Source organism: Bacteroides sp. 11BF (genome assembly GCF_019633765.1).
GTDB classification, from domain to species: Bacteria; Bacteroidota; Bacteroidia; order Bacteroidales; family Bacteroidaceae; genus Bacteroides; species Bacteroides hominis.
Genome location: NZ_JAFKPJ010000011.1, coordinates 108,189 through 121,423, shown reverse-complemented (window position 1 = coordinate 121,423; position 13,235 = coordinate 108,189). Strand labels below are relative to the sequence as shown.

The 13,235-nt window shown below is 45.9% G+C and carries 13 protein-coding genes; all 13 read left to right on the top strand.

Annotation, left to right across the window (positions count from 1 at the left end):
* Positions 1–32: 32 nt before the first annotated feature.
* Complete coding sequence (locus JZY04_RS13080) at positions 33–1,211, top strand: NADH:ubiquinone reductase (Na(+)-transporting) subunit B (protein WP_032542406.1); 1,179 nt, start codon at positions 33–35, stop codon at positions 1,209–1,211.
* 14 nt (positions 1,212–1,225) lie between these two features.
* Positions 1,226–1,903 (top strand): Na(+)-translocating NADH-quinone reductase subunit C, encoded by a 678-nt coding sequence (locus JZY04_RS13075; protein ID WP_005776989.1) that lies wholly within the window; start codon positions 1,226–1,228, stop codon positions 1,901–1,903.
* 16 nt (positions 1,904–1,919) lie between these two features.
* The gene (locus JZY04_RS13070) at positions 1,920–2,552 is read left to right on the top strand and encodes an NADH:ubiquinone reductase (Na(+)-transporting) subunit D (RefSeq protein ID WP_005787205.1); all 633 of its coding nucleotides are present in this window, start codon (positions 1,920–1,922) and stop codon (positions 2,550–2,552) included.
* 28 nt (positions 2,553–2,580) lie between these two features.
* Positions 2,581–3,207 (top strand): NADH:ubiquinone reductase (Na(+)-transporting) subunit E, encoded by a 627-nt coding sequence (gene nqrE, locus JZY04_RS13065; protein WP_005776993.1) that lies wholly within the window; start codon positions 2,581–2,583, stop codon positions 3,205–3,207.
* A 22-nt stretch (positions 3,208–3,229) separates the two neighbouring features.
* Complete coding sequence (gene nqrF / locus JZY04_RS13060; RefSeq protein ID WP_005776994.1) at positions 3,230–4,501, top strand: NADH:ubiquinone reductase (Na(+)-transporting) subunit F; 1,272 nt, start codon at positions 3,230–3,232, stop codon at positions 4,499–4,501.
* Between the two features lie 90 nt (positions 4,502–4,591).
* Positions 4,592–5,716 (top strand): BF3164 family lipoprotein, encoded by a 1,125-nt coding sequence (locus JZY04_RS13055; protein ID WP_122143422.1) that lies wholly within the window; start codon positions 4,592–4,594, stop codon positions 5,714–5,716.
* Between the two features lie 19 nt (positions 5,717–5,735).
* Positions 5,736–7,055: a DEAD/DEAH box helicase gene (locus tag JZY04_RS13050; protein ID WP_005805377.1), complete on the top strand. Its 1,320-nt coding sequence runs from the start codon at positions 5,736–5,738 to the stop codon at positions 7,053–7,055.
* A gap of 490 nt (positions 7,056–7,545) precedes the next feature.
* Complete coding sequence (gene serC, locus JZY04_RS13045) at positions 7,546–8,613, top strand: 3-phosphoserine/phosphohydroxythreonine transaminase (protein ID WP_005776999.1); 1,068 nt, start codon at positions 7,546–7,548, stop codon at positions 8,611–8,613.
* 93 nt (positions 8,614–8,706) lie between these two features.
* On the top strand, positions 8,707–9,627 hold the full coding sequence (locus tag JZY04_RS13040) for an NAD(P)-dependent oxidoreductase (RefSeq protein WP_005777001.1): 921 nt from the start codon (positions 8,707–8,709) through the stop codon (positions 9,625–9,627).
* 11 nt (positions 9,628–9,638) lie between these two features.
* On the top strand, positions 9,639–10,886 hold the full coding sequence (locus tag JZY04_RS13035) for a DUF1015 domain-containing protein (protein WP_022012705.1): 1,248 nt from the start codon (positions 9,639–9,641) through the stop codon (positions 10,884–10,886).
* Positions 10,887–11,024: 138 nt separating this feature from the next.
* Positions 11,025–11,426 carry an FKBP-type peptidyl-prolyl cis-trans isomerase gene (locus tag JZY04_RS13030; RefSeq protein WP_122143421.1) on the top strand — a complete coding sequence of 134 codons (402 nt, stop codon included), beginning with the start codon at positions 11,025–11,027 and terminating at the stop codon, positions 11,424–11,426.
* A 25-nt stretch (positions 11,427–11,451) separates the two neighbouring features.
* Positions 11,452–12,069 carry a YigZ family protein gene (locus tag JZY04_RS13025; RefSeq protein WP_022012706.1) on the top strand — a complete coding sequence of 206 codons (618 nt, stop codon included), beginning with the start codon at positions 11,452–11,454 and terminating at the stop codon, positions 12,067–12,069.
* Between the two features lie 60 nt (positions 12,070–12,129).
* Positions 12,130–13,218, top strand: coding sequence for an HpaII family restriction endonuclease (locus JZY04_RS13020; protein ID WP_122143420.1), 1,089 nt, complete (start codon positions 12,130–12,132; stop codon positions 13,216–13,218).
* Positions 13,219–13,235 lie beyond the last annotated feature (17 nt).

Below are 13,235 nucleotides of genomic sequence, written 5' to 3'. Positions count from 1 at the left end.
TCATAACACATAATTTATATAATTCATAATTAATGAAAGCGTTAAGAAATTATCTCGATAAGATAAAGCCGAACTTTGAAGAGGGCGGCAAACTCCACGCGTTTCGTTCGGTGTTCGACGGTTTCGAAACATTCTTGTTCGTGCCAAACACCACTTCGAAATCGGGAGCGCACATCCACGACTCGATTGATAGCAAACGTATCATGTCGATTGTGGTTATTTCGTTGATACCGGCTTTACTGTTCGGTATGTACAACGTAGGTTACCAGCATTTCACTCACACCGGAGCTCAGGGTGGTTTCATCGAAATGTTCATTTACGGTTTCCTGGCCATACTGCCTAAGATTATCGTATCTTATGTAGTGGGTCTGGGCATCGAGTTTGTCGTAGCACAGTGGAAGAAAGAAGAAATTCAGGAAGGTTTCCTCGTTTCGGGTATCCTGATTCCGATGATCGTACCGGTGGACTGTCCGTTGTGGATTCTGGCGATAGCTACTGCATTTGCTGTTATCTTCGCCAAAGAAGTATTCGGCGGTACAGGTATGAACGTGTTCAATGTTGCGCTCGTTACCCGTGCTTTCCTGTTCTTCGCATATCCTACCAAGATGTCGGGTGATGCCGTTTGGGTGGCACAAGACAGTATCTTCGGACTGGGTAATACGGTAGACGGACTGACAGCGGCCACTTCGTTGGGTGTAGCATCTACTGCTACCGATCCGAACGGGTTCCCGGCTTTCTCCTGGGACATGGTGACCGGTCTGATTCCGGGTTCTATCGGTGAAACCAGTGTGATTGCTATTCTGATTGGTGCTGCTATCCTGTTGTGGACAGGTATCGCAAGCTGGAAAACGATGCTTTCCGTATTCGTAGGTGGTGCTTTCATGGGCTGGATTTTCAATGCTGTAGGTCCGGACACTGCCATGGCTCACATGCCTTGGTACGAACACCTCGTGCTGGGTGGTTTCTGCTTCGGTGCCGTATTTATGGCTACCGACCCTGTGACTTCTGCACGTACGGAGACCGGTAAATATATCTTCGGATTCCTGATCGGTGCGATGGCCATCATCATTCGTGTGCTGAACCCCGGTTATCCCGAAGGTATGATGCTCGCTATCCTGCTGATGAACATCTTCGCTCCGCTGATTGACTACTGTGTGGTTCAGAGCAACATCAAACTGCGTGAAAAACGCGCTATTAAGTCTAACAATTAAACCGAACAAGAAAGATGAATACAAATAGTAATTCTTATACTATCATTTATGCTTCGGTAATGGTTGTTATCGTGGCATTCCTGCTCGCATTCGTCAGCTCTTCACTGAAAGCGATTCAGAACAAGAATCAGGAGCTGGATACGAAGAAGCAAATTCTGGCTGCTTTGAACATCAGAGATGTGAAGGACGCCGATGCTGAATATAATAAATATGTAAAGGGTGACATGCTGATGAACGTAGATGGCACTCTGACAGAAAATACGGATGGTTTCTCTATCAGCTACGAAAAAGAAGCAAAGGAAAACAATCGTTTGCACGTTTTCGTATGTGATGTAGACGGAGAGACCAAGTATGTGGTACCGGTTTATGGCGCCGGCCTTTGGGGCGCTATCTGGGGATATGTGGCTTTAAATGCTGATAAGGACACTGTTTATGGTGTTTATTTCTCGCATGCCAGCGAAACTCCGGGCTTGGGTGCCGAAATTGCGACAACCGCTTTCCAGGGTGAATTCTCGGGCAAGAAGGTGTTGAAAGACGGACAGGTTGCACTGGCTGTAGAGAAAAACGGAAAGGTGACAGACCCTGCTTATCAGGTAGACGGTATTTCGGGTGGTACAATCACTTCGAAAGGTGTGGATGCCATGATCAAAGCTTGTCTGAGCCAGTACGATAAATTTTTAACTAATAATTAAGGAGGAACGATAGAATATGAGCCAATTATTTTCTAAAAAGAATAAAGAAGTATTCGCTACTCCGCTGGGATTGAATAACCCGGTAACCGTGCAGGTGCTCGGTATCTGTTCGGCGCTGGCTGTAACGGCCAAACTGGAACCGGCTATCGTGATGGGTCTTTCGGTAACTGTGATTACGGCTTTCTCAAACGTCGTTATCTCTTTGCTGCGTAAGACGATTCCTAACCGTATCCGTATCATCGTACAGTTGGTGGTAGTAGCTGCGTTGGTAACTATAGTAAGTGAAGTGTTGAAGGCATTTGCATACGACGTAAGCGTACAGCTTTCGGTATATGTAGGTCTGATCATTACAAACTGTATCCTGATGGGACGTCTGGAAGCATTTGCCATGGCAAACGGCCCGTGGGAGTCATTCCTCGACGGTGTGGGTAATGGTCTGGGATATGCCAAGATTCTGATTATCGTGGCTTTCTTCCGCGAATTGCTCGGATCGGGCACATTGCTCAACTTCCGTATTATCCCCGAGTCATTCTACAAGATGGGCTATATCAACAATGGTTTGATGTTGATGCCGCCGATGGCACTGATCATCTGTGCTTGTATCATCTGGTATCAGCGCAGCCGTTGCAAAGAACTCCAGGAAAAGTAATACAACCTAAGAAAGTAAAAGAAAAATTATGGAACAATTATTAAGTTTATTCGTCCGCTCCATCTTTGTGGACAACATGATATTCGCCTTCTTCCTGGGTATGTGTTCATATCTGGCTGTGTCGAAGAATGTGAAAACTGCTGTAGGACTGGGTATCGCCGTAACTTTTGTTTTGATCGTTACGTTGCCGGTCAACTACTTGCTTCAGACAAAGGTGCTGGCTGCCAATGCTATCATTGAAGGTGTTGACCTCAGCTTCCTGAGTTTTATTCTCTTTATTGCCGTTATTGCCGGTATCGTGCAGTTGGTAGAAATGGTAGTGGAACGATTCAGTCCTTCGCTCTACGCTTCACTGGGTATCTTCCTGCCGCTGATCGCCGTTAACTGTGCCATCATGGGTGCTTCACTGTTCATGCAGCAGAGAATCACGATGGATCCGTCGAACCCGCAAGCCATCACCGGTGTAGGTAGTGCTGTGGTATACGCGCTCGGTTCCGGTATCGGTTGGTTACTGGCTATTGTTGGTCTGGCTGCTATCCGCGAAAAGATGGCCTACTCTGATGTTCCCGCTCCGCTGAAAGGTCTGGGCATTACGTTTATCACAGTAGGACTGATGGCTATGGCCTTTATGTGTTTCTCTGGATTGAAGTTATAACTAAAGTAAAAAGAATAAAACAATGACGTCTTTAATATTAGCAAGTATCGGAGTCTTCCTTGTGGTGATCATCCTGCTTGTCATTATACTGCTCGTTGCGAAGAGCTATCTTTCTCCTTCGGGCGAGGTTACGATTACGATGAATGGAGAGCAACAACTGAAAACATCTCAGGGTGGTACACTGCTGGGTACGTTGTCTGCCAACAATGTGTTCCTTTCATCGGCTTGTGGTGGTAAGGGTTCGTGCGGACAGTGCCGTTGCCAGGTGCTCGAAGGCGGTGGCGAGATTTTGCCTACCGAAACCGGTTTCTTCTCTCGTAAAGAACAGGCCGATCACTGGCGCCTCGGTTGCCAGGTAAAGGTGAAACAGGATATGTCTATCAAGATCGACGAGTCTATCCTGGGTGTGAAAGAGTGGGAGTGCGAGGTGATCTCGAACAAGAACGTGGCTACGTTTATCAAAGAGTTTATCGTGGCTCTGCCTCCGGGCGAACACATGGACTTCGTGCCGGGTTCGTATGCCCAGATCAAGATTCCTACCTTCTCGATGGATTATGATAAGGATATCGATAAGAGCCTGATTGGTGACGAATATCTTCCGGCATGGGAGAAATTCGGTCTGCTGGGCTTGAAGTGCCGCAATGACGAGCCGACTATCCGTGCTTACTCTATGGCCAACTATCCGGCTGAAGGTGACCGCATCATGCTGACTGTACGTATCGCTACTCCTCCTTTCAAACCGAAAGACCAGGGACCGGGCTTTATGGATGTGATGCCGGGTATCGCTTCTTCTTACATCTTCACGCTGAAGCCGGGTGACAAGGTGACCATGAGTGGCCCTTACGGTGACTTCCACCCGATCCTCGATTCGAAGAACGAAATGATGTGGATTGGTGGTGGTGCAGGTATGGCTCCGTTGCGTGCTCAGATTATGCACCTGACGAAGACACTGCATATCACTGACCGTACGATGAACTACTTCTACGGTGCCCGTGCACTGAACGAAGTATTCTATCTGGAAGACTTCCTGCAGATTGAAAAAGATTTCCCGAACTTCAAGTTCCACTTGGCACTCGACCGTCCGGACCCTGCAGCAGACGCAGCCGGCGTGAAGTATACAGCAGGTTTCGTACACAACGTGATTTACGAAACTTACTTGAAGAACCATGAAGCTCCGGAAGACATTGAATATTACATGTGTGGTCCTGGCCCGATGAGTAAGGCTGTTGAGAAGATGCTCGACGATCTTGGTGTTCCGGCTAAGAACCTGATGTTTGATAACTTCGGTGGATAATCCTTCGGGAATTATAATAAAGAAACTGCTTTCGGCTGTCCGGAAGCAGTTTTTTTTTATCTTTGTGTCATCGTTAAAATTGAAACAGCTATGAAAAACAGAGTTGTCAGTTCAGTTTGTTTCGTTCTATTGGGCGTGAACTTACTATCGTGTGGCGGAAGACAGAAAAGTGCAGCCGGAAACGGAGTACAGGTGCAGGACAGTGTCATTGCCCAAGCAATGGAGAAGGATATCGTTTCTTTAGCTCCACTGGAGACGGGCGAGGTCTTTCTGAAAGATCAGGATCCGTTTGGGGAAGTTGTCGAACTGAAGGGGCAGCAGATCGTTGAGCCCGATACTTTTATATTCAAGACGTCCGAAGACAGGATGTTACTCTGCTCGGACAGTATTTTGGTGCAGAAAAATTATAGGGCACCTTACTTTGTTTTCCATTATCCGGCCATGACCTACATAAAGACTGTAGGGGTAAAGGGTAACGGGCCGGATGAATTTCTTATACCGGAGGTGGTGCCTTCGGTTGATAAGGAAGCATTATGCTGTCTGTATGAAAGAAGTAATGGAAGGATATATCGGTTGGATAAGGAACTGAACCAAACGTATCTCTATACGTTATTTCCTACAGAAAAATGGGGAGTAAACGATTTGCAAGAGATTGGAAAGGATGAATTTGTTTATCAGTCAGGACGCTATATACGTACAATCAAGGTGGAGGGTGATTCATTGAAAGAAGAAAAACGCTATCCGTTGACATTGAGGTTCGCTCGAAAATCACCGGTTTTGGGATCTTTGGCTGCCAATCCGCAGAGAAATCGGATGGTTTATGCTTATAAATACTTCAAGATAGTGAAGTTCATGAATATGAAAGGTGATAGCGTCCGGACTCTGAACTTCCAGCAAAAAGGTTTTGATGATGAAACTTTAAACATTGCTGATGGATTGGATGCGAACGTAACGCATTATATGCAGGTGTCTCCGACGAGAGATTATGTGTATATTTCCTATTCGGGACGTACACCTTATGCAGTGGGCAGTGACAATGATAAAGGAAATCGCTATATGTACGTAGAGCAGTACGATTGGAATGGTAATCCGGTCCGAAAGTATAAGTTGGATAATTTCAGCATTTCTATGATGGTGGACGGACGGTTGAACCGCCTGATGCTGATTACTTATTATAATGATGACCCTTACTTTATATATCAATTAAAGGATTAAACAAGAGAAAGAAAAAACAATGAATGGATTGAAGGAGATACTCGATAGGTTGAAAATAGAACAGCTCAATCCGATGCAGGAAGCATCTATTGAGGCATTTAATAAAGGTGGCGAAGACCTGATATTGCTTTCGCCCACAGGTTCGGGCAAGACCCTTGCTTTCTTGTTACCGTTGGTCGGTAGTCTGAGGGCTGATGTGAAAGGAGTACAAGCTGTGGTGCTGGTGCCTTCGCGCGAGTTGGCGTTGCAGATAGAGCAGGTGTTCAAGGCGATGGGAACAGAGTTCAAGGCAATGAGTTGTTATGGCGGACGTCCGGCAATGGAAGAGCATCGGACGATGAAAGGAATGCAGCCGGCGGTTATCATCGGTACGCCCGGCCGTATGAACGACCATCTCTCTAAGCAGAACTTCGATGCAAGCACAGTGAGCCTGTTGGTGATCGATGAATTTGATAAATGCCTGGAGTTTGGTTTTCAGGAAGAGATGGCAACGGTTATCGGACAGTTGCCCGACTTGAAACGGCGTTTTCTGACTTCGGCAACAGATGCGGAAGAGATTCCGCAATTTACAGGACTGAACCGTACGATAAAGCTTGATTTCCTAACAAACGATGTGGAGGAATCACGTTTGCGGTTGATGAAGGTGGTTTCGCCTGCTAAAGATAAGATAGAAACCCTCTATAAGTTGCTTTGTACGTTGGGAAGCAGTTCGAGTATTGTTTTCTGTAACCACAGGGATGCGGTGGACCGTGTGAGTGCCTTACTAACGGAAAAAGGAGTTTCCAATGAACGCTTTCATGGAGGTATGGAGCAACCGGATCGGGAACGGGCACTGTATAAGTTCCGTAATGGCAGTTGTCCGGTGCTGGTGTCTACAGACTTGGCTGCCCGCGGACTTGATATCCCGGAGGTGGAGCATATCATTCATTATCATATCCCGGTGAATGAAGAAGCTTTTACTCATCGTAACGGACGTACTGCCCGCTGGGATGCGACGGGTACTTCTTATCTGATATTGAATCCGGAGGAACGCGTGCCGGATTATATACCTTCGGAACTCGATATCTTTGACTTACCGGAGAATGCGCCCCGTCCGTCTAAACCTCAGTGGATAACTATTTATATAGGTAAAGGGAAGAAGGACAAATTGAGTAAGATCGATATTGCCGGATTCCTCTATAAGAAAGGAAATCTGGCGCGTGAAGATGTTGGAGCAATCGATGTGAAGGACCATTATGCTTTTGTAGCCGTGCGGCGGTCTAAGGTCAAGCAATTGCTGACGCTTATACGCGGTGAGAAGATCAAAGGGATGAAGACGGTGATTGAAGAGGCGGATTAAAACGGATTTATTTGATAGCTATTTTACCACAGAGGACACAGAGGGCACAGAGTTTTAATCTCCTGTTTAAAGATCTATTCTCTGTGCCCTCTGTGTCCTCTGTGGTGAAACAGCTTTTCGGATCCCGGCTCTTCCTTCCCTACATCCCGGCGCTCCGGGCACTGTACCCCGGCGCTCCGGTTGTCCGCTCCCGGTTCTTTACGGTCTTTGCCTCTTCTTCTTATAAATATTCACTTTTTAGTCACTCTCTCTTTCATTTCAAAATAGATAGCCTTGTAATAATATCAGTTTGAACTTTTTTCTACCATCTTGGCATGTATGGATAACAAAATGGTGTATAATTCCTGCATAAACCATTAAAAAGTAAGATAAATGCCCTCTGAGATTGTAATTTTATAGAGAAACGTTTGTTGAGAGGAAATAAATTCGTAAATTCGCCATGTCAGTAGACATAAAATAACGAAATTGTATAACCAAAAACACTCATCAAATGAAAAAGCATAATTTCAGTGCAGGCCCTTCCATTCTCCCTCGCGAAGTAATAGAAGAAACAGCGAAAGCTATTCTCGATTTCAACGGTTCAGGTCTTTCTGTTTTGGAAGTCAGCCACCGAGGCAAGGATTTTCAGGCAGTCATGGACGAAGCCGTAGCTTTGTTTAAGGAAATACTTAATATCCCCGAAGGGTATTCGGTACTTTTTTTGGGCGGTGGTGCCAGTATGCAGTTCTGTATGGTACCTTACAACTTCCTTGAAAAGAAAGCTGCTTACCTGAACACCGGTGTTTGGGCGAAGAAAGCGATGAAAGAAGCGAAAGGGTTTGGCGAAGTGGTTGAGGTAGCTTCTTCGGCTGACGCAAACTATACGTTTATCCCTAAAGACTTTACCATACCTGCTGATGCAGACTATTTCCATGTGACAACCAACAACACGATTTATGGTACAGAGTTGAAGGGAGATCTCGATTCACCAATTCCGATGGTTGCCGATATGTCATCTGATATTTTCTCTCGTCCGGTAGATGTTTCGAAGTACATCTGTATCTATGGTGGTGCACAGAAGAATCTGGCTCCGTCCGGTGTCACTTTTGTTATCGTAAAGGACGATGCAGTGGGCAAAGTGTCACGTTACATCCCGAGTATGTTGAATTACAAAACCCATATTGACGGCGGATCTATGTTTAATACACCTCCCGTATTGCCTATATATTCTGCGATGCAGACTTTGCGCTGGATCAAAGCTCAGGGTGGCGTGAAAGAGATGGATCGCCGGGCTACCGAAAAGGCAGATATGCTGTATGCCGAGATAGACCGCAACAAGATGTTCGTGGGAACGGCTGCTAAAGAGGACCGCTCACGCATGAATATCTGTTTCGTAATGGCACCGGAATACAAAGACCTTGAAGCCGATTTCCTGAAATTCGCTACGGACAAAGGTATGTCCGGCATTAAAGGACACCGTTCTGTAGGTGGTTTCCGTGCATCTTGTTATAATGCGATGCCGAAGGAAAGTGTACAGGCGCTGATTGACTGCATGCAGGAATTTGAGAAACTTCATTAATAATGTGATTTCACCACAGAGTGCCATAATTGAAGAAGAAAGACAAATCTGTGTCCCTCTGTGGTGAATTATCCCCAAAACATAACAAAGGAAATGAAAGTACTTGTTGCAACCGAAAAACCATTTGCCAAAATTGCCGTAGATGGTATAAAGAAAGAAATAGAAGGAGCCGGATTCGAATTGGCTCTGCTTGAGAAATATACAGATAAGGCTCAATTACTTGACGCGGTGAAAGATGCGAATGCCATTATCATTCGCAGCGATATTATCGATGCGGAAGTGCTTGAGGCTGCGAAGGAATTGAAAATAGTAGTCCGTGCAGGTGCCGGATATGACAATGTGGACTTAAACGCCGCTACCGCACACGGTGTGTGCGTAATGAACACTCCGGGGCAGAATTCGAATGCCGTGGCCGAATTGGTGTTCGGGCTGCTCGTTTATGCCGTCCGCAATTTCTATAATGGAACGTCGGGTACGGAACTGATGGGAAAGAAACTGGGTATCCACGCTTATGGCAATGTGGGACGTAATGTGGCACGTATTGCCAAAGGATTCGGCATGGAGCTTTACGCTTACGATGCTTTCTGCCCGAAAGATGTGATTGAAAAAGATGGAGTGAAAGCCGTTGACTCGGCCGAAGAACTTTACAAAATTTGTAATATCGTCTCACTGCATATTCCGGCTACAGCCGAAACAAAGAATTCCATTAACCGTGATTTACTGAAGAATATGCCGAAAGGAGCTATTCTGGTCAATACGGCCCGTAAAGAGGTGATCAATGAGGACGAACTGATTCAGCTGATGGAAGAACGTCCGGACTTTAAATACATCACCGATATTATGCCTGCTGCCAATGCGAAGTTTACCGAACTCTTTGCCGGACGTTATTTCTCAACACCGAAGAAGATGGGTGCTCAGACTGCCGAGGCAAATATCAATGCAGGTATTGCTGCGGCGAAACAGATTGTAGGCTTCCTGAAAGAGGGTTGCGAAAAATTTAGAGTGAACAAATAATCCCCAGTTTTATGGCAACAATAAAACCATTTAAAGGCATCCGCCCTCCACAGGACTTGGTAGAACAGGTCGCATCACGTCCGTATGATGTGTTGAACTCAGAAGAGGCTCGTGCAGAAGCTGCCGGAAACGAGAAATCACTGTATCATATCATTAAACCTGAAATAGATTTTCCGGTCGGAACAGACGAACACGACGAGAAAGTCTATACCAAGGCGGCAGAAAACTTCCGTCTGTTTCGCGATAAAGGGTGGTTGGTGCAGGATGATAAAGAGAATTATTACATCTATGCCCAGACCATGAACGGCAAGACGCAGTACGGACTGGTGGTAGGTGCTTATGTGCCCGATTACATGAACGGCGTTATCAAAAAGCATGAGCTGACCCGGCGTGATAAGGAAGAAGACCGTATGAAGCATGTTCGTGTGAACAATGCCAATATCGAACCGGTATTCTTTGCTTATCCCGACAATGCAGTGCTCGACACTATCATCCGGAAGTATACGGCTCAAAAACCGGTATACGACTTTATTGCTCCCGGTGACGGATTCGGGCATACTTTCTGGGTGATTGATGATAACGATGACATTGCTGTGATCACAAAAGAGTTTGCTGCTATGCCAGCACTTTATATTGCCGACGGACACCATCGTTCGGCCGCTGCCGCTCTGGTTGGAGCCGAGAAGGCGAAACAGAATCCCGGTCATCGCGGAGACGAAGAATATAATTACTTCATGGCTGTATGTTTTCCGGCGAACCAGTTGACTATTATTGATTACAACCGGGTGGTGAAAGATCTCAATGGTCTGACACCTGCCGAATTCCTGACTGCTCTTGAAAAGAATTTTGTGGTAGAGGAGAAGGGGAAAGAGATATATAAACCCGCTGCATTGCATAATTTTGCCCTTTATCTGGAAGGTAAATGGTATAGCCTGACAGCCAAACCGGGAACTTATGACGACAATGATCCCATTGGGGTATTGGACGTGACGATCTCTTCCAATCTGATTCTGGATGAAATTCTGGGTATTAAAGATTTGCGTTCGGACAAACGGATCGATTTTGTGGGAGGTATCCGTGGCTTGGGTGAGCTGAGCAGGCGGGTGGATAGCGGAGAGATGAAAGTGGCACTGGCCCTTTATCCCGTTTCAATGAAGCAACTGATGGATATTGCCGATACGGGAAACATTATGCCTCCGAAAACCACTTGGTTCGAGCCGAAACTGCGTTCCGGACTGGTGATACACGAGTTGGAATAAAGAGCGTATCGATGTAGAAAAAGAACGAGGATGTTACTCTAAAACAGAGGAACATCCTCGTTTTGCATTCCGGGCTATCCAAATATGTACGTTTTTCCGTATCTTTGTGACCGAAGTAATTATTATCTGAATAGATCTATGGGACGAAAAGAAGAATACAAGTTGCAGAACGAGCAATTCATGCAGGCATTATGTGCCGAAGCGGATGTATGCGAATTGCCTTGTGGCATATTATATAAGGTTTTGGAGGAAGGTAGTGGTACCGCTACTCCCCGGTCCGGCAGTGTGGTGTCTGTCCATTACAGGGGGACACTGATCAATGGACGGGAATTTGATAATTCCTGGAAACGGAACTGTCCTGAAGCTTTCCGTTTGAGTGAGGTCATCGAGGGATGGCAGATCGCTTTGCAGAAAATGCGGGTGGGAGATCGTTGGATAATTTACATCCCGTATACCATGGGGTATGGGACACGTACCAGTGGTCCTATTCCGGCTTTTTCGACCCTGGTTTTTGAAGTACAGTTGTTAGGTATAGCCTGAACCACTAAAAATGATTCCGGATATCATGTCAGAAGATACATACAAAACCATCACTGAAGTTTCAGAAGGTACCTATACCGAGAAGCGTAGTAAGTTCATTGCCATTGCTCTTCCAGTGCGTACATTGGAAGAGATTAAGAATCATCTGGAGACGTATCAGAAGAAATATTACGATGCCCGTCACGTCTGTTATGCTTATATGTTGGGGCACGAACGTAAAAACTTTCGTGCAAACGACAACGGAGAACCTTCCGGTACGGCCGGCAAACCGATTCTGGGACAAATTAATTCCAACGAACTGACGGATATTCTGATTATCGTGGTTCGTTATTTCGGGGGAATCAAGTTGGGGACCAGTGGATTGATTGTGGCTTATAAAGCCGCCGCCGCCGAGGCCATTGCCGCTGCCACTGTTGTAGAGAAAACGGTGGATGAAGAAGTAACCGTGCTTTTTGAATATCCGTTTATGAACGATGTGATGCGGATTGTGAAAGAGGAGGAACCGGAAATTCTCTCCCAGTCGTATGATATGGATTGCAGCATGACACTTCGCATCCGACAGTCGGCGATGCCTCGCTTAAGGTCTCGGTTGGAAAAAGTGGAGACTGCACGTATTTTAGATGAAGAAGAAGGAAATGAATAAGAGAAAGAAATAAGACAGGGGGGAGGTTTTCTTCCCACACATAATAAAAAGATAGATAGAATGGCATTTGAAGCAACAAAAAGAGAGTGGAGTGAGCTATATGTTTTTTTTCGTCTGCTGGCGGACGGAAAAGTTTCTCTCGGAACTCCACAAGCAAAGAAAGAAGATGAAAAGTGCTGGCCCATTGCGATGATTCAGCGTGAGGAGCATGATGGCACCCGGCGTTATTATATCGAAGGAGAAGATATCCGGATGGAAGGTGAGAAAGTCGGAAAAAGCTTGCCCCGCGAAGATTTTGCAATGGTGGCTGACCTGATTCTGAATGCGATAAAAGGTTCGTCTACGGATGAAGTCACTTCTCCCGATGGGGTGGAGGAGTTTTTGGACGAAGCCGGAATCTTTGATCTTGAAGCACGGACGGAAAATCGTACCGATTTCTCAATCGCCTTTTGGCATCCCGAAGCTCCGTTAGCCGGTTTCAATGTCCGTTCGCGTCTGAGTGCGATGAATCCGTTGCTGGATGGGGGACGTGCTGCAAACCTGAAATTGGAGCAATCCGGTGTAAAGTTTGCTGCACCTACCGTAAATAAAATTAATGCCCTTCCCGAATCGCCTACGGAGGTTGCCGAGCGTATGATGATGATCGAACGTCTGGGAGGCGTGTTGAAATACTCGGATGTGGCAGACCGTGTGTTTCGCTGTAACTTGCTGATGATTGACTTGCATTTTCCTCGTGTGTTGGCGGAGATGGTGCGTACGATGCATCTGGACGGCATCACACGTATCAGTGAACTGACCGAACTGATGAAGACAGTAAATCCTCTCAAGATAAAAGAAGAGTTGATCAGTAAGCATGGTTTTTATGAATTTAAAATGAAGCAATTCTTATTGGCGCTCGCTTTGGGTATGCGCCCGGCAAAGATATACAACGGGACGGACTCGGCTGTTGAAGGTATATTACTGGTTGATGGTAGTGGCGAGGTGTTGTGCTATCATAAGTCGGAAAAGAAAACGTTTGAAGACTTCCTTTATCTGAATTCACGTCTTGAAAAAGGATCGGTTGATAAAGACAAGTATGGATTCCTTGAAAGGGAGAATGGTGTATACTATTTCAAACTGAATGCCAAGATTGGTTTAATTAAAAGATAAGGAATACAATATTAATA